Here is an 18,383-nt window from a genome sequence, read left to right on the forward strand (position 1 = left end):
ACAACTGATGCTCAGAAAGTTAGTAATCAATCAGCTATTACTCCAAGGGCCAACTTACAAAGTCCTAAACGCAAAAAAGCGCCATTAAGGCGCTTAATTGCAATCTTATCTGGGGAGATAATGATTAGTTTTCTTTAGTCCATAGCCATGCTGCACCGCGTACACCAGATGAAGCGCCAAACTGATTTTTCACCACTAAGGTTTCACACTCGCGGCCGACTACATACTTTGGCAATACCTTAGGCAGCTCAGTGTATATGGCATCAACGTTAGATACGCCGCCACCTAGCACGATGACATCTGGGTCAAGCATATTGATCAGGTGTGCAAGTGAGCGAGCAAGTCTATCGATATAGCGAACAAATGCTTGCGTCGCTAACGGGTCGCCCTCTGCCATCATCTGCGCAATTTGAATACCACTGTCAGCTTCACCACCTGCACGGCGAAAATCACGCACCCAACCAGTGCCCGAAATAAAGGTTTCGATACAATCTTTGTTACCGCAGAAACACGAAGTGGAGTTGAACTCGTCAGCTGTCATCCATGGCAACGGGTTATGTCCCCACTCACCACCAATTCCGTTGCCGCCGCCGTGTACCTTGCCATCAACTGACAAGCCGCCGCCACAACCTGTGCCGATAATCACGCCAAACACGACTTTTTTACCGGCTGCAGCGCCGTCGGTTGCTTCAGATACTGCAAAGCAATTTGCATCATTGGCAACGCGCACTTCACGATCAAGCAGCTCAGATAAATCCTTATCCAGCGGATGACCATTGATCCAGGTAGAATTGGAGTTTTTAACCAAGCCAGTCATTGGCGATACCACACCAGGAATGCCCACACCAACACTTCCGCGTTGATCGGTTGCCGCTTCAGCTTCAGCAACCAGCCCAGTAATCGCTTCTAGTGTGTCTGGGTAGTTTTTAGGGGTAGGAACACGTTTACGAAATAGCTCTGAGCCATCGTCGGCCAACGCAACTAACTCAATTTTGGTACCACCTAAGTCGACGCCCATGCGCATCATAGCTTGATTCTCCCTTTAACCTTCCTACATCCAACCTGCTATTGGTTTACCCGACAGTGGTTAGTTATTTTAGCTGTATCCAAGTGCGAACCATGCCGGCGATGCGGCAATAAAGTATGGATTCAACACACTCGGTTTTTGATTATATTGTAAAGCTTGTCCATTACTGTGGACCAAAACCTGCCCACCTGCGGCTTCAAGCACGGCTTGGGCTGCAGCAGTGTCCCACTCGCTAGTTGGCCCTAGGCGCGGATACACATCTGCTAAGCCTTCAGCCACCATGCAAAACTTAAGTGAGCTACCTACACTTTGCATTTCATGCTCACCCAGCTTGTCTACATATTTGGCGACATCTGGGCTGATATGCGAGCGACTGCCTACCACAATGGGTTTGCTGTTAAGCTTGCGCTTATCGATTGCAAGTTCAGTTCTATTTGCGCTGGCTTTGTCAGCACCTTGCTGGCTAAGCCAGGCGCCTTTACCCACAATGCCGCTGTAGCATTTATCTAATACGGGCGCATAAACCACACCTAAAACAGGGTTTCCCTGGTGTATCAGCGCGATATTTACCGTAAATTCGCCGTTTCGCTTTATAAATTCTTTAGTGCCGTCTAACGGGTCAATCAGCCAGTAGGTTTGCCATTGCTTACGCTCTTGCCAATCAATCTCAGTCGACTCTTCACTCAAGATTGGAAATCGGGGTAACTGAGACAACGACTCAGATAGCCCAGCGACAATCACTTGATGACTGGCAATATCAGCTTCGGTTACCGGGCTTTCATCAGCCTTGGTTTGCACCGCTAAGTCGCCGCTTTCACCGCGCTGATACATGCCCATAATGGCTTCACCTGCTGCGATTGCTATTTGTTCAACGCTTGATAACCAAGCTAGTGGCACATTTAAATCTTGTTGTTGCACTTAATCAGTCCTTGCTCAACCGTTTCATTAATAATGAGGTTTTCGTCAAAGTAAGATTATGCCACTGGTTCACAAGTAGATTTATAACCATTTGCGCCTATTTATATCAATCAAAGCAACTGAGCTTCGCTGCTGATTCACATCCTTAATCGGCTAACACCAATTAGTACAAGAATGTTAGTACCTTGTAACAGATTGAGCTTGATAGTAAGCCAAGCACCGCTGGCATAAAAGACAAATAGCGCTCACTGCATTCGTATTCAGTCATTTGCTCATCAAATTGCCATCGACTTAAGCGAGTATTGTTGGCAGTAGCGGATAAATGAAATAACGAATTAATACAGAAAGTTAAACTTAGCTTACTCACACTTGATTGCAGCAATACAACCAAGTGTGAGTGTGGTGCTCAAATCACTACTTTTATTGGTATCAAACGATTAAGCGCATTGTAGCTCTAGTCATTACATGCCTAATCATTACAAGCCTAGTTATTAAAAGCCTAATCGCTACAAACCTATTCATTGCAAGCCTAATCGTTACAAACGATAGCCGCCGACTCTGCGCTATTTGGCACCAGATGCAGGTCGCTAAAGCTAACCGTTACCGCTTGCTCTGTAGCGAGATAGAACGGCGTGTTAACTGTGGCAAAGTTAACCCCCTGCTCGGCAAAACAAGTAAGATCGACACTTACAGTTTGCCACTTGCCTAAGGCACTATTGAGCTGCTCGCTGATATCAACACCGCCGCGGCAATCACGATTACAACTCACACCTAAGGTTAACGGCTGAGTAAGCTTCTCATCTGCTTTTAGCTGCACAGTGAGACTTGCATTACCATTTGAATAAGCGCGTAAATCACGTGGGAAGTTACTAATTAATGCCACAAAGCCTTGCTTGCCACCTTGGTAAGTCACCACGCGAGCATCTTCTTGCACTTCTTTGTCCATCGACTTAATGCTCACCACACCTTGAGATTGCTCACTACTGACAACTGCGGCGCGGCCACTGTCATCACCAATGTTTAACACCCAAGGCGCTTTTACCGCGCGCTCAAATAAGGCAAGTGATTGCAGTTCGCTACTGTCAGCGAGATTATCTTCAGACAAGGTATCTAGGTTTTGCTGTTGGCCGTACTCAAGACCATAGCCGTATGCAAATAGCGGTTTCTCATCACTATACGTCTTACCATCTAAACCTACGTTGACCACAGACTGCAGCGGCGTATTTGGCCATGAGAATGACAGCTTGCCAGTAAATGGCACATTCACTTCGCCCGTTGGTTTAGCAAATAACACATCGCTCACGCCCTGACCTTCTGAGCCTGGAAGCCAAGCCGCTACAAAGGCATTTGATGCATTTAGCTCAGGATTAACCCACATAGCACGGCCACTAATAAACACCGACACCACAGGAATACCTTGTGCTTTGAGCGCCTTTAATAAGGCTAAATCACGCTTGTCACCGCGTTGATATTCAAGGTTATCAATATCACCATTACCCTCTGCATAAGGCTCCTCACCAAATACCACGATGGCTACATCAGGCTTAGCGGTGAAGTCACCATTAACGCTTAGCTGAACCTGACCACCGCCAGCTTCAACCGTTTGCTTAATGCCTTGGTAGATAGACGTTGCGCCTGGGAAGTCACTATTTTGGTTATCTGTGCCCTGCCAAGTGATGGTCCAGCCACCCGATTGCTTACCAATATTATCGGCGGCATCGCCCGCTACCAGTACATTAATGTCTGTCGCAAGCGGTAGAATATTTTGATTGTTTTTAAGTAACACAAGTGACTGCTGCACAGCTTGTCTTGCCACTTCGCGATGCTCAGCATGGCCAATCAGCTCCGTTTTACCTGATAGCGGACGATTCGCTGGGCTTGGCTTTTCAAACAAACCAGCACGCAACTTAACGCGCAAGATCCGACTTACTGCATCATCAATACGCGCTTGACTAATTTCACCACTTTTAACCTGAGCAATGGTGTTTTCAAGTAATGGTTTCCAAGCAGAAGTCGGCACCATGTAGACATCCAAACCCGCATTGGCTGCTTCTGGGCATGACTCATTGCTACAACCTAGGATTTGCCCATGGCCATTCCAATCACCCACAACTAGGCCATCAAAACCGAATCTGTCTTTTAATACGTCTGTCAGTAGATATTTGCTGCCATGATTTTTTACCCCATGCCAGCTATTAAACGACGCCATAACCGTTTGTGCACCTGCAGCTAAACCGCCAACATAGCCCTGAGCATGCACATCAAACAAGGTTTGCTCACTGGCGATATTGTTACCCTGATCAATGCCTTTGATTGTGCCGCCATCACCAAGGAAGTGCTTAACGGTTGAGATAACATGCTTGTCTGTTAAAAAGTCGCCATCAACCGCTCCTTGCAAGCCTTCAACTATGGCGTGAGAATATTCTCGAACAATGCGAGGGTCCTCTGAATAACCTTCGTAGGTACGACCCCAGCGATCGTCCTGAACAACAGCTACGGTTGGCGCAAATACCCAGTCGATACCCGTCACCATCACTTCTTTAGCCGTCACCGCAGCAATTTGTTTGATCAGCTCAGGGTTATTGGCAGCGCCTAAGCCAATATTGTGAGGGAATAACGTTGCGCCAATTACATTGTTATGACCATGGACCGCATCTGTGCCCCACATAGTCGGTATGTTTGAACCATCTAACGAGTCATCAATTGAAGCCTGATACATGTCTTCAGCTAATTGGATCCAATCTTGTGGCGTTGACTGCTTATTTGAAAATGGGAACGAACCGCCACCATTGAGATATGAGCCAAAACCATATCTACGCATATCTTCAACCGTAATATCACGAATTTCTGGCTGCATCATCTGCGCGACTTTTTGCTCTAAGGTCATTTGCGACAAAATATTAGCCACTCTCGCTTCAAGCTCTGCATCAACGGCTATTGGTACCGGTAGTTTTGGCCAAATGTTGATGTCGTGTTCTGGATAACTTGCATCAGCGTTATCTGCAATCGCCTTTGTTAGGTGTACTTGACTACTCAGTGCATTCTCAGCAGCGGTTGTAGTTACCGTTTCGCCGCTTGATTTAGCATCGTCACTGCTTTGCATACAGGCAGTTAACGCCAGAGACATTGCCAAAGCAGAGAGCACAAAAGCCGGCTTTGATGATTTGTTCAACATAAAAATGTCCTTGTTATTAGAGTCTGTTGATCTTTGCTGATTAGCGCTTGTTCCTGCTAAGCGAATTAAGTCTGTAACCGTTAGCTTAAACGTGGCTTACTGCCGCTTAAGCCATAAAAGCCAATATAGGCATAACATACCAAAGGCAAAATAAACGCCATTTGCACGCCCAAGTTATCGGCCATCACCCCTTGAAGCAATGGGACGATTGCCCCGCCGACAATGGCGAGGCACAAAATACCCGAGCCTTGACTGGTGTGTTGTTTCAAATTTTGCAGCGCTAGGCTGAAAATAGTTGGGAACATAATCGAGTTACATAAACCCACAAAAATTAGCGCCCACATTGCGGTATGCCCAGAGCTTGCAATCGCTATCGCCACTAACACACATGCGCTTACAGCATTAAATGCCAGCACTTTACCTGCCGCAATTTTTTGCATGACCAATGCACCAATAAAGCGCCCAACCATAGCGCCGCCAAAGTAATAAGCGATGTACTTAGCGGCTTCTGCCTCGGTATAACCACCAATGTCTGCCTGAGTTAAAAAGCTGATTAAAAAGCTACCAATGCCAACCTCAGCGCCGACATATACAAAAATGCCCACAGCCCCTAACACCAAGTGGCGTTGGCTCCACGCGCCGCCGCTAAATACTGATGTGGCTTGCGATTGAGCTTCCCCGTTATCCTTAATACCTAATAGCGGTAATTTTAAGAATAAAAACACTAATGCCAGAATCACCAAAGCAACAGCTAGCATCACATAGGGCATTTGCACAGCACTAGCTTGCTCTGCAGGTGAAAGCGCGGCTGCAGCAACTGCGGCGTCAGTTACATCATCGCCGTGAGGCATAGTCGATAAAATTAGCCAGCTACCAAAAAATGGCGCGACCGTCGTCCCTAAAGAATTAAATGCTTGGGTCATGGTCAGCCTTGATGAGGCCGTTTCAGCAGGCCCTAATGCACTGACATACGGGTTTGCCGAAACTTGTAAAATAGTGATCCCTGACGCCATCACAAATAACGCAAGTAAGAACATATTGTATGAAGCCAAACTGGCTGATGGGTAAAACAAAAAGCAACCAATACTGGCAATAATTAAGCCTGTAATGATGCCTTTTTGATAACCAATTTTACCAACTAGCGCCCCGGCCGGGATTGACACAATAAAGTAGGCACCAAAGAAACAAAACTGTACTAGCATCGCCTGGGTGTAACTAAGGTCAAATAGATTTTTTAAGTAAGGGATAAGAATATCGTTTAAACACGTAAGGAAGCCCCACATAAAAAACAGCGAGGTGAGTACCACTAACGGAAATCGAAAATCGCCTTGTGATTGATATGCTTGCGAAGCCTCAGCTTGCTCCATCGACGGTGCACCAGCCATAGTTTTACCTTTTGGTTATTTGGTCGCATCCGTTTCTTGCTAAATAGCGACTTCATGCCGCTCGACTAAAGCAAAGAAACAAATGTTGACCTTTTGTAAATTAATCTCTACTCTCAATGTAAGCGCTTTCATTTTTAACATACCGATAACCGATGTCAACGATTTTTAAACAGTATTTGGCACATCGGACAACTAAAATCGGGATTCATTAGCAAATAAAAGCCTTATAAAACAAAATCTAATTAATAGTCAGTGATTAATGAATATGAAGATTACCGTACCGACTGAATCGCCAATGGCGAGCAAAGCCTTTACTTTTGGTGTCGCCACCGCCTCGTTTCAAATTGAGGGCGCAGCCGACACTCGCTTACCTTGTATTTGGGATACTTTTTGTGCCACTAAAGGAAAAATTCGTGATGGTTCAGACGGCAAACAAGCCTGTGAACACGTCAAGCTATGGAAGCAAGACATTGATTTAATTGAGTCTCTTGGCGTGGACGCCTATCGCCTATCGATTTCATGGCCACGAGTGATCCACCAAGATGGTAGCCTCAATCAACAAGGTGTCGACTTTTATATTCAGCTGCTAGATGAGCTTAACCAGCGTGGCATTAAGCCATTTGTCACCTTATATCATTGGGATCTTCCACAGCATATAGAAGATAACGGTGGCTGGCTTAATCGTGAAACCGCTTACCTTTTTGCCGATTACGCCGGCAAAATCAGCCAAGCTCTTGGTGATCGAGTTTATTCTTACGCCACATTTAATGAGCCATTTTGCAGTGCTTATTTAGGTTATGAGGTAGGTATTCACGCACCAGGCAAAGCCAGCGTTAAAGATGGTCGTCAGGCTGCTCACCATATTTTGCTAGCTCACGGCTTAGCCATGAAAGTGTTACAAACCAATAGTCCAAATAGCAAAAACGGCATAGTACTCAACTTCACTCCGTGTTACGCCGCGACAGAAAGTGAAGCGGATATTCACGCAACCAAGCTTGCCGACGAATATATGAATCAATGGTATATCAAACCTTTATTTGACGGTTGCTACCCAGATAGCTTTGCATCACTCGGTGATAATACCCCAACAATTGAAGCCGGTGATTTTGACATTATTAAACAGCCGCTGGATTTCCTTGGCATTAACTTCTACACCCGCGCCGTCTATACCGCTTGTGATGACATGCAATATCAGCAAATTGATATGCCAGATAAACCTAAAACCGATATCGGCTGGGAGATTTACCCACAAGCGTTTACTGATTTACTGACTTCTTTAAATGAGCTTTATCCGTTGCCTGAGGTGTACATCACTGAAAATGGTGCAGCCATGGCGGATAAGCTTGAAAACGGTCAGGTAAACGACCAAGACAGGATTGATTATTACCAGCAGCACCTTAATGCCGTTGATGCCGCGATTAATCAAGGAGTCAATGTGGTGGGCTACTTTGCCTGGAGTTTAATGGACAACTTTGAATGGGCCGAGGGCTATTTAAAGCGGTTTGGTATTGTGTATGTAAACTATGAAACACAAGAGCGCACTATTAAAAACAGTGGCTTAGCATACCGAAACTTGCTTAACGCTCGTAGATAGTACAAAAATACAGCTTGCTTCTCATCAAAGATAAGCAAAGCACTTGCGCAAATAACAATCATAAGAGGCCAAGGATGATCAGCGTTAAAGAGAAAATAGCTTACGGCTTAGGTGACACTGCCAGCAATATTGTGTTCCAAACCGTAATGCTGTTTTTAACCTACTTTTATACCGATATTTTCGGCATTTCTCCGGCATTTGTCGGCACTATGTTTTTATCAGTACGGCTAATAGATGCGATTACCGATCCATTAATGGGTTCATTAGCAGACCGCACCCAAACTAAATGGGGCAAGTTCCGCCCTTATTTACTATGGTTTGCCCTGCCCTTTGGTTTCATTAGTGTACTGGCATTCACTACACCTGATCTTTCCGAAAATGGCAAAATGGTATACGCCTTTGTCACGTACACCGCGCTGATGATGGTCTATACCGCCATCAATATTCCTTATTGTGCCCTTGGTGGCGTGCTAACTGCAGACCCCAAAGAGCGAGTATCAGTGCAGTCTTACCGCTTTGTGTTTGCCATGCTGGGCGGTCTAATGGTGTCGAGCATGACCTTGCCACTGGTTGAGTACCTTGGACAAGGTGATGAAGCGAAAGGCTATCAGCTAACGATTACAGCCATGAGTATCTTAGGCGTAGCCATGTTTATCGCCTGTTTTTGGGGAACCAAAGAAAGGCTGCATCCACCAGTTGATCAGCGTTCTAACTTTAAACAAGACTTTGGCTTTTTATTCAAAAACGACCAGTGGCGCATACTGTCTATTGCGGCTATTTGCTTGATGTCTGGTATGGTGCTGAGAACTAGCCTGGCGATTTACTATGTTAAGTACTACCTCAACATGCCAGACTCAGTCACCTTATTTATCACCCTTGGTATGCTTGGCAATATTGCAGGCTGTGTTCTCGCCGAGCCATTGGCGAAACGGGTGTGTAAAGTAAAGGCTTATATCAGCTTGCAGGTAATCGCGGCTAGCTTGTGTATCGTGAGTTACTTTGTCCCACCAGAGCAAGTTCACCTTGCCTTTGGTTTGTTCATCTTATGGGGCTTTAGCTTTAATATGGCAACGCCATTACTGTGGGCAAAAATGGCAGATACCGTTGACTATGGTCAACACAAAACCGGTGTGCGGATCACCGGGATGATTTATTCATCGATCATTTTCTTCATTAAATTAGGTGTGGCGATTGGCGGTGCAGCAGCGGGTTGGTTATTGGCAGGCTATGGTTATGTTGCCGACAGCCCACAAACAGCGACTGCGCTTGACGGGATCTTGATTTCCTTTACGATATACCCTGCTTTTGGCTCCATCTTGGTGGCAATTGTGATGCGTTGGTACATCCTAAATGACCGCAAGGTAAGCGAGATTAACGAGCAGCTTACATTGCAAAACCAATCACTTGCCACTAAAGGCCAATAAATGAAGCTCGGTGATTAACCAAAAGCATATGAATGTAGTCAATCAAAGCAAAAGTTAATACTCAGGGGCAGATTAAGCTGAGTATGTAGTAACGTTACAGGGATAGAATCGAGTAATTTATGGCAACAATATATGATGTGTCAGTGTTAGCGGGCGTTTCATTAGCGACCGTTTCTCGAGTGATGAACAACAACACTAAGGTCAGTGAAAAGACTCGACAAAAAGTGCTCGATGCCATGGACTCACTGGGCTATAAACCTAATAACATTGCGCAGTCGTTGGCCTCTAATTGCTCCAACAGCGTTGGCGTGGTTGTGTCACAACTTGATGGTCCCTTCTATGGGCCAATGATGACCCAAATAGAAACCTCACTGCGTAGCGCCAACAAGCACGTAATCATTGCTGCGGGTCACAGTGACGAGCAACAAGAAAAAGAAGGCATCGATTTCTTAATGAGTCGCGGCTGTGATGCGCTCATTCTCGATGTTGAAGCCGTGTCAGATGACTACCTCATCAAACTAAGCAGAGGCACCACGCCAATCGTGCTAATTAACCGCTATATTGAGGCGATTAAAGAGCGCTGTGTTTATCTGGATAACGAGCTTGGCGGCTATATGGCAACCGACCACATGTTATCGCTAGGGCATACAAACATAGCCTACATCTCAGGCCCTATGTATAAACTCGATGCCAGAGACAGGCTACGCGGCCATCAAAAGGCCATTGCAGAACATAACCTGCTGTTTGACCCTGAGCTTTGGTACGAGGGTAACTTTAGAGAACAAGGCGGTGCAGATGCTATGACGCATTTGTTGTCGCTTAATAAGCCAATCACAGCTGTTGTGTGCGCCAGTGATCAGATGGCGTCGGGTGCAATTGCGGTGTGCATTGAGCGTGGACTAAAAGTACCTGACGATATCTCATTTATCGGCTACGACAACATTCCCTTCCCGGCTTACATCACACCAACGCTCAGCACCATAAGTAACCCCATTGATGATATGGGGCATATGGCTGCGCGCTGGGTGCTAAAGCAGGTTTACAACCATCAAGAAGTCGATGTTGAAAGCTGCTTTAAACCAGAGTTGTTTGTTAGAGGTTCAGCGAAACAAGCTTAAGCCTGCGTTAGCCATAACTAAACAAGTGCTTACTTGAGCTTATGCCCAAGCGATAAATTCTGAGCGCTCTTTTCATTTAGGTTTGCATTTTCCGTTTCATATGTCCTTTCAGATGGCTTAGCGCCCGCGCTGCTACGCGGGCGACTCTTTTACCATTGTTAATTGCATCACTTTTCTGACTGGTATGTTCAAATCAACCTCACAAGCCGAACAGTAAAAAACCTAGTTATTCATATACTTAACTTTAACCCTCTATCGATTCAAACTTATGGCGACGTAGAATGCATTAAGCACACCTCCCCCTAAAGCCACTAACCGAAATCCTTTTTCCTACCCACAAAAAAGAAAGCGCTTACATTTCCATTATTTTAACGAGTAGCAAACCTTGCTTGATAAAAGCCTTTATAAATCAATTGCTAATATAATACTCTTTACAAAAATATACACATGAAGTTAATTTTTTGTAATAAAATCGTTTTAATTTTATTGACTGCGGTCACAATTTAATCTAGGTTTTAAATGTAAGCGCTTACATTGAGTCTGAAAACAACACTTTATTAACACTAATGTGCTAAGTCAGATCGCGTAGGCGCTAAAGGAGAATTACAAATTTGTTTACGTTTGAGGCGTAAACAAAACCTACAAAAGAAAATCTAGTCAATGGGGATTTCCTAGATGAAAACAAGAGCATTTACCAAAACCAAGGTCGCGACAAGTTTGTCGTTAGTGCTTGGTCTCGGTTCAGTAGCGCCAGTACAAGCAGCAGATGACGCTTCCGAAAACGAAAACATAGAAGTAATCCAGGTCAGCGGTATTCGTGGCAGCTTGATTAAATCAATGGATTTAAAGCGCGGCTCAAGTGGGATTGTCGATGCGATTAACGCAGAAGACATAGGTAAGTTCCCAGACACTAACCTTGCAGAATCACTGCAACGTATCACGGGTGTATCGATCGATCGCAGTAACGGTGAAGGTTCTCGTGTATCTGTGCGTGGTTTCGGTGCAGACCAAAACCTGGTTTTATTAAACAACCGTCAAATGCCGGTCACTACAGGTTCACGCTCATTTGATTTTGCAAACATTGCTTCTGAAGCAGTTAGCGCAGTTGAAGTTGAAAAAACCGCTAAAGCGCAAAACCCTACCGGTGGCATAGGTGCAACGATTAATGTTCTGACGCACAGACCACTAAATAACCCGGGCATGAAAGCTACGTTTGGTGCTAAAGCGGTTGATGACACATCAACAGACAAAGGCTCAGTGACACCAGAGCTATCTGGCTTGTATTCCAACACATTTGCCGATGACAAGTTTGGTATTTCAATTTCGGCCAGTTACCAAGCCCGTGAAAGCGGCAACCAACAGGCACAAGTGGGTACAGGTTGGCGTTCGTTCCCTGGCAGTGTTGACCAAGACTGGAGCGGCGCTCCGGGTGCTAACCCTGAATGGGGTGGCGTACCAAAGGATGACAACCAAATTAACCGCCCTGGTGATGACGATGTTTACGGTGTACCACAAACTACGATTTACCGATTTGAAGAGGTTGAGCGTAAGCGTACTAATGGTCAATTAGTACTACAGTATGAGCCAACTGAATCAATTCGAACCACACTTGATTACACCTACATGCGTAACGATATTGAAACTCGTCACCATGATGTTTCAGCCTGGTTTAACTTTGTGCCGACCCAAGAAAGCACCTGGTCTGATGGCCCTGTTTCATCACCACTTGTTTACTCTGAAACTTACCCAGATGGTGGCGCTGACCTTTCAATGGCAGCTGGTATTTCTGGTACCCGCGATCAATCAGGTTCATTAGGTTTCAATGTTGAATGGGATGTATCAGAGCGTTTAGCACTTGAACTTGATTATCACAGCTCATACGCAGAGCAAACACCTAACAGCCCATATGGCAGCTCAGCAAACATGAGTACTGCAGCGTTTATTAGAAACAGTGCAGCGACTGATTTTACTGGTGACATCCCAGTATTAGCTGTCGGTACAGATAAACCTCTTACCCCTGAAGACATGCGCGTAACAGGCTCAGTATTTGGTAACTCGCAAAACCGCTCTGAAATCGACCAACTACAAATCAATGGTAACTTTGACTTGGAAGAAGCTGGCACCATTGATTTTGGTATCGCTCTAACAAACGTTAACAACCATTCACAATCGGTCAATGTACAACGTAATGACTGGGGCGGTGTAGGCCAAGCGGGAGACTTAGACCCAGCATGGTTCCCAGCTGACACAGTACAAGATAAGTTTGATGGCTCAAAAGGTAATTTCTCAGACTATCAAGGTAGTGCATCGACTGTGCCGCTAGATACTATCTTCTTCTGGGATTTTGAAGCTGTACGTGCTCGCGCTGCTGAGCTTTATGGCTCTACCGCTATCGGTGACTGTGGTAATGGCTTCTGCCCATCTACTGACTATGCCAGCGACACTGACCGTTACACTGAAGAAGAATCGCAATCAGCCTATATTCAGTACAACTATATTGGTGAAATCGGCGACATGCCATTTGATGTGCACCTAGGTTTGCGTTATGAAAAAACAGATGTAACCTCTAGATCAGCAGTAACTGCTTATGATACAGCGACTTGGATTGCTGAAACCGAGATTGCGCTAAGTAGCAATGCAGCTGACAACCGCGTATTCCAGACCCAAACTGGTGATTACGATTACTTCTTACCTAACTTCAATTTCAATATTGAAGTCATCGACAGCGTATATGTTCGTGCAGCGTATAGCCAAACTATAGGTCGCCCAGATTACACCTCAATTCAAGGTGGCACCACAGTCGGTACCCTAGCTAACCGTGGTGGTGGTAGTGGTACCGCGGGTAACCCAAGTCTGTTGCCGCTTGAATCTACCAACTATGACTTGTCAACTGAGTGGTACTATGACGATGCAAGCTATGTATCTGTGGGTTACTTCCGCAAAGATGTAACTAACTTTATTGACAGTAACGTAGTTGAGTCGAACATTTACAACATTGCTGACCCGTCAAACGGTGTGTACGTACAAGAAGCAATTGCCGCTGGTGCAACGACTGCAATTGAGCAACGTCAGTGGATTTATGATAACTATGGCGCAACCGATCCAAACGTGACGCTTAACCCAGATAACGGCAACATCGAAATCACGGGTAACCCTGGTGACCCTGACATGACATTCCTTATCACTACCCCATCGAATAGCAGCGATAGCTCAGTAATCGATGGTTGGGAATTTGCGGTGCAGCACTTCTTTGGTGATACGGGCTTTGGTATGCAAGCCAACTACACCTTGGTTGATGCTGGTGACAGTTATGATAATACCAACCTAGGTCGAGCGGGTGACCCCGAGCAAAACGTACTCACCAATATATCAGATACCGCGAACGTAATTGCTATTTATGAGAATTACGGATTTTCGGCTCGTTTAGCTTGGAACTGGCGTGACAAGTTCTTGAATCAAATCGGCGATGGTACAGGTGCCAACCCAACCTACACTGAAGCCTACTCACAGGTTGACTTTAGCGTTGGTTACGATATTCCAGCTGTTGAAGGACTCACAGTGTTCTTTGAAGGCCTGAATATTACTGATGAAAGCACACGTCAACATGGTCGTAGCGAGACTCAAGTACTTAACTACACCCAAACTGGTGCTCGTTACAGCCTAGGTGCACGTTACACCTTCTAACACTCTGTTAGAAAACCAAAGGTCTAGCTTAACCATTTATCGTTGTTTTACAGGTTAAGCTAGCCCTGTTCAAAGTTAGGTCGTTTGGGGTAACCCTGTTACCCCGCTTTTTTATAAGGAACATAAAATTTGGCGATAAGGATGTCGCCAATTTTGTTTAACCACTTTTTTGTACAAATGACTTTGTCAATGCAGGCCGTGGCGAAGCGAAAGCTCAAAACTGAGGCAATTCACTGAAGATTCAGCCGAAACAATTATTTAACACCCAAGGCTTGCAAGCGCTTACAATTTGTTGAATGCTAGAAATCATTCATGCAGAAATAAAAACAATAATAAAAAACCTAGGTATGAGCTATGCAAAAACCAATTAGCAAGATAGTCATTGTTGGTGGTGGCGCTGCGGGGTGGATCACCGCGGGGTTACTTGCGGCTCATCATAACGCAGACAAAGGTCAACTTGCTCCCTCGCCTAAGCTTGATATCACCTTAATTGAATCTCCCGATGTCGCCACTATTGGCGTTGGTGAAGGTACCTGGCCGTCAATGCGCAGCACGCTTGAGAAAATTGGTATCAATGAAACCCAATTTCTTCTGCATTGTGACGCCAGCTTTAAGCAAGGCTCAAAATTTATCAATTGGTGTACAGAAACAACTCACACCCCTCTGCAATCTCCAGCGAGTTACCTGCATCCATTTAGCTTACCTGCAGGGCAACCACAATTTGATATCAGTAATTATTGGCTACCGCATCATGAGCAAGTAGCTTTCGCGGCTGCAGTATCAAACCAAGAAGCAATCGCTAAAGCGTCACTTGCGCCAAAGCTTGGTTCGACTAAACAATTTGGCTTTATTAACAATTACGGCTATCACCTGGATGCGGGTAAATTCAGCGAGCTACTGCGTGAGCACTGCACGGGTAAGCTTGGCGTTAACCATATTCGCGATCATGTTGATGACATTCATCTAGCCGAGCTTGGGGATATCGAGTCGGTGAAATGTCGTGGAAAAGGCTTGATTAACGGCGATTTATTTATCGACTGCAGTGGCGTAAAAAGCTTACTGCTGGGCGGCGTATTAAACGTGCCGTTTATCTGCCAAAAACAGGTGTTGTTTAACGACTGCGCCCTGGCTGTACAAGTTCCTTACGATAACGATGACACGCCGATTGCGTCAAACACCCATTCTACCGCATTAGATAATGGCTGGGTTTGGGACATTGGCTTGCCTACGCGTCGCGGCGTAGGTCATGTTTATTCGTCAGATCATCAAAGTGATGACCAAGCCCTTGAGCAGCTAATCACCTACTTAACCCCTTCTATTGGTGATAAAGCTTCAGACATCAACCCACGCAAACTCAGTATCGCACCAGGTTACCGCGCGAGTTGTTGGCACAAAAACTGTGTAGCCATTGGCATGGCATCGGGTTTTATCGAGCCACTTGAAGCCTCGGCGTTAGCATTGGTTGAGTGGCTAGCCAGTCAGGTTGCTGAGCAGCTGCCGGCAAATCGACAGGTAATGGACACCATTTCTACGCGAGTAAATAAACAATTTGAGCAGCACTGGCAGCAAATCATTGAGTTTTTAAAGCTGCATTACGTATTAAGTGAGCGCCAAAGCGATTACTGGCAAGATCATAGACACGAAACAAGTAGCAGTGACGAGCTACGACATAAGCTTGCACTGTGGCGACACCATGTGCCAAGTGTCGCAGATATTAATCACCGCAACCCTTTATTTCCTGCAGCCAGTTACCAGTATGTACTTTATGGCATGCGTCCAAATTACACCGCGATGCCAGCCCAGCTTAAACCATCGCTAAAGCGTCAAGCGCAGCAATTATTTAATGAAAACCAGCAACGCACAATGCAACTCGCGAAAGCCTTACCGAGCAATAGAGACTTATTACAACAACTCGCGAGTCACCCGTTTCCATTAATTTAGGACTGACTACAGGTTTAATACCAATTAGGATAAATAAGTGTTCAAAGATTACGCAGAAAAAATCGCTTAGAACAAGGCGGAAATTGCAGCTAGCTAGTGGCTCTAAATACAAAATTTCTAACGAAGTTATAAGCGATTTTAGCCAGTAAGAATGATCACATTCTTGTGCTAATTGGTATAAGTAGCGCTCTAATTAAAACAGCGCTGAAGCTATAAATATATGGCAGCAAGCGAAACGGCAGATATAACAGATAACAATTAACAATTAACAATTAACAACTGCAACGAACAACAGCAATGAAAGGACGCCCACTATGAGCCAACATGTGTTACTGAACAGTGTCGAGCACCAAAACATAAAAATTGATACCCGCCATAGTGCCGAGCTAGGTGATAACGTGTGGTTCTCCGTAACCTTCCCGATAGAGTTTCGCTCTGTGCAAGCCCACTACCCTATTTTCTTCAACAAGGATACTAATGGTCAGTTTTATCCTGTGGCCTTATTTGGGTTTCAGCAGCAAGAAAACCTATTCTTAACCGAACAAGGTTGGGATGCGAGCTATGTGCCACTTACCGTGCGCAGGCAACCATTTTTAATTGGCCAACAAACCCTACAAGAAGATGGGATTGCCCAACAGCAGCGCGTTATTCACATCGACATGGCAAACCCAAGAGTTGGCCAAGATGGTGAGGCGCTATTCCATGAGTTTGGTGGTAATACCGACTATCTTGAGCAAGTCGCTGACATGCTAGAAACCATTCACCATGGTCTGCAAGACAATAATGCCTTTATTCAAACTCTTATCGAGTTGGAGCTGCTTGAGTCATTTACCTTAGACATTACCTTAGATAATGGCAGTCAAAACCAAATGATCGGCTTTTACACCATTAATGAAGATACCCTCGCAGAGCTGCCAGCCGATGCCATCACCAAGTTGCATCAACAAGGCTACCTGCAAGCCATATATATGGTGTTAGCGTCGCACTCAAACATGCGTAATCTAATCGACCGTAAAAATGTCCAGGTTGGCCGTGCATTTAACTAGTAGCCAAAACACTATGAAGCAAGCAAATACTAGCTCATCACACCCGTACCAGGCGGTTGAACACATCAAGCTCGGCGCTGATGATATGAATCAAGTATTGGCTATCATTCACGATGCGACCAAGCCATTGGTATTTGAAGGCTTGTGTGAGCATTTCCCGATTGTGCAAGCGGGCTTAGATAGCAGCGACAGTGCAATGGCTTATCTGCAACGCTTTAACGCGGACAAGCCCATCATAGGCTATAAGATAGCTAGCGAGCACCAAGGCAGAGTGTTTTACAACGCTGAGTTAACTGGCTTTAACTACTCAGCGGGTCAAGCACCGCTCGCTGTAGTACTTGATCATTTAAAGCAAGAGCAGCAAGCGCCAACTGGTACTGGCATTTATATGGGCTCTACCGATGTGCAGCAGTTTTTTCCGGGATTTGCCGAACAAAACACATTACAACTCGGTGGGCTTTCACCGCTAACTAACCTTTGGCTTGGCAATCAAACCAATGTTGCTGCGCACTTTGACTTTCCGCTAAATCTCGCTTGTAACCTGGTTGGCCGCCGCCGCTTTACCTTATTTCCGCCTGAGCAAATCGCTAACTTGTATATCGGCCCTATGGAGTTTGCTCCAGGTGGTCAACCAATCAGTATGGTTAATGTAGAGCAGCCGGACTTTGACAAATTCCCAAAATTTAAGCTGGCCCAGGCACAGGCTCAACAAGTAGAGCTTAACCCGGGTGATGTGTTGTTTATCCCAAGCATGTGGTGGCATCAGGTAACTGGAGTCGATGACTTCAATGTATTACTCACCCACTGGTGGCGCGACACGCCAGGCTTTATGGGTAGGCCGAACAATTCACTCATGCACGCTATGCTAAGCCTACGTTCATTGCCAAAAGCCCAGCGTCAGGCATGGAAAGCGATTTTTGACTACTACATCTTTAATGATGAGCTAGACGACAATCAACATATTCCCCAAGGCGCTCAAGGCATGTTGACCACACCGCTAGATGAGTTAAATGCCCGTAAGCTGCGGGCAGACCTTAGCAATAAGCTCAGACGTTAACCCAATTACAAACC

The 18,383-nt window shown here is 45.4% G+C and carries 11 protein-coding genes; 7 read left to right on the forward strand and 4 right to left on the reverse strand.

All coding sequences use genetic code 11. The annotated features are described in order from the left end of the window. Nucleotides 1–124: 124 nt before the first annotated feature. The 4 genes from mak to fucP form a co-directional block, all read right to left on the reverse strand. Nucleotides 125–1,027 (reverse strand): fructokinase, encoded by a 903-nt coding sequence (mak, locus tag G3R49_RS14085; RefSeq protein WP_167870113.1) that lies wholly within the window; start codon nucleotides 1,025–1,027, stop codon nucleotides 125–127. Nucleotides 1,028–1,096: 69 nt separating this feature from the next. Next, entirely contained in the window at nucleotides 1,097–1,945 is an 849-nt protein-coding gene (cysQ, locus tag G3R49_RS14090) for a 3'(2'),5'-bisphosphate nucleotidase CysQ (protein ID WP_167870114.1), read from the reverse strand. A gap of 529 nt (nucleotides 1,946–2,474) precedes the next feature. After that, entirely contained in the window at nucleotides 2,475–5,120 is a 2,646-nt protein-coding gene (locus G3R49_RS14095; RefSeq protein WP_167870115.1) for an exo 1,3/1,4-beta-D-glucan glucohydrolase, read from the reverse strand. Nucleotides 5,121–5,200: 80 nt separating this feature from the next. Next, the gene (gene fucP, locus G3R49_RS14100) at nucleotides 5,201–6,505 is read right to left on the reverse strand and encodes an L-fucose:H+ symporter permease (RefSeq protein ID WP_167870116.1); all 1,305 of its coding nucleotides are present in this window, start codon (nucleotides 6,503–6,505) and stop codon (nucleotides 5,201–5,203) included. Between the two features lie 265 nt (nucleotides 6,506–6,770). On the opposite strand from fucP, the gene G3R49_RS14105 reads away from it, so the two are divergent. The 7 genes from G3R49_RS14105 (at nucleotide 6,771) to G3R49_RS14135 (ending at nucleotide 18,369) form a co-directional block, all read left to right on the forward strand. After that, nucleotides 6,771–8,099: a GH1 family beta-glucosidase gene (locus tag G3R49_RS14105; RefSeq protein ID WP_210147231.1), complete on the forward strand. Its 1,329-nt coding sequence runs from the start codon at nucleotides 6,771–6,773 to the stop codon at nucleotides 8,097–8,099. Nucleotides 8,100–8,173: 74 nt separating this feature from the next. After that, nucleotides 8,174–9,523: a glycoside-pentoside-hexuronide (GPH):cation symporter gene (locus tag G3R49_RS14110; protein WP_167870118.1), complete on the forward strand. Its 1,350-nt coding sequence runs from the start codon at nucleotides 8,174–8,176 to the stop codon at nucleotides 9,521–9,523. A gap of 119 nt (nucleotides 9,524–9,642) precedes the next feature. Continuing rightward, entirely contained in the window at nucleotides 9,643–10,641 is a 999-nt protein-coding gene (locus tag G3R49_RS14115; protein ID WP_167870119.1) for a LacI family DNA-binding transcriptional regulator, read from the forward strand. A gap of 675 nt (nucleotides 10,642–11,316) precedes the next feature. Beyond that, entirely contained in the window at nucleotides 11,317–14,325 is a 3,009-nt protein-coding gene (locus G3R49_RS14120; RefSeq protein ID WP_130602157.1) for a TonB-dependent receptor, read from the forward strand. 354 nt (nucleotides 14,326–14,679) lie between these two features. Next, complete coding sequence (locus G3R49_RS14125; RefSeq protein ID WP_167870120.1) at nucleotides 14,680–16,266, forward strand: tryptophan halogenase family protein; 1,587 nt, start codon at nucleotides 14,680–14,682, stop codon at nucleotides 16,264–16,266. A gap of 314 nt (nucleotides 16,267–16,580) precedes the next feature. Continuing rightward, nucleotides 16,581–17,312 (forward strand): SapC family protein, encoded by a 732-nt coding sequence (locus G3R49_RS14130; RefSeq protein ID WP_167870121.1) that lies wholly within the window; start codon nucleotides 16,581–16,583, stop codon nucleotides 17,310–17,312. A gap of 13 nt (nucleotides 17,313–17,325) precedes the next feature. Beyond that, nucleotides 17,326–18,369, forward strand: a complete 1,044-nt coding sequence (locus G3R49_RS14135; protein WP_167870122.1) for a cupin-like domain-containing protein — start codon at nucleotides 17,326–17,328, stop codon at nucleotides 18,367–18,369. The last annotated feature ends 14 nt before the right edge of the window (nucleotides 18,370–18,383 follow it).

Source organism: Shewanella sp. WXL01, assembly GCF_012263345.1.
GTDB classification, from domain to species: Bacteria; Pseudomonadota; Gammaproteobacteria; order Enterobacterales; family Shewanellaceae; genus Shewanella; species Shewanella maritima.

What these genes read in the sequence shown, in the direction of transcription:
- mak (WP_167870113.1), bottom strand. Translation starts at nt 1,027, where the DNA reads ATGATGCGCATGGGCGTCGACTTAGGTGGTACCAAAATTGAGTTAGTT.
- G3R49_RS14095 (WP_167870115.1), bottom strand. Translation starts at nt 5,120, where the DNA reads ATGTTGAACAAATCATCAAAGCCGGCTTTTGTGCTCTCTGCTTTGGCA.
- fucP (WP_167870116.1), bottom strand. Translation starts at nt 6,505, where the DNA reads ATGGCTGGTGCACCGTCGATGGAGCAAGCTGAGGCTTCGCAAGCATAT.
- G3R49_RS14105 (WP_210147231.1), top strand. Translation starts at nt 6,771, where the DNA reads ATGAAGATTACCGTACCGACTGAATCGCCAATGGCGAGCAAAGCCTTT.
- G3R49_RS14110 (WP_167870118.1), top strand. Translation starts at nt 8,174, where the DNA reads ATGATCAGCGTTAAAGAGAAAATAGCTTACGGCTTAGGTGACACTGCC.
- G3R49_RS14115 (WP_167870119.1), top strand. Translation starts at nt 9,643, where the DNA reads ATGGCAACAATATATGATGTGTCAGTGTTAGCGGGCGTTTCATTAGCG.
- G3R49_RS14120 (WP_130602157.1), top strand. Translation starts at nt 11,317, where the DNA reads ATGAAAACAAGAGCATTTACCAAAACCAAGGTCGCGACAAGTTTGTCG.
- G3R49_RS14125 (WP_167870120.1), top strand. Translation starts at nt 14,680, where the DNA reads ATGCAAAAACCAATTAGCAAGATAGTCATTGTTGGTGGTGGCGCTGCG.
- G3R49_RS14130 (WP_167870121.1), top strand. Translation starts at nt 16,581, where the DNA reads ATGAGCCAACATGTGTTACTGAACAGTGTCGAGCACCAAAACATAAAA.
- G3R49_RS14135 (WP_167870122.1), top strand. Translation starts at nt 17,326, where the DNA reads ATGAAGCAAGCAAATACTAGCTCATCACACCCGTACCAGGCGGTTGAA.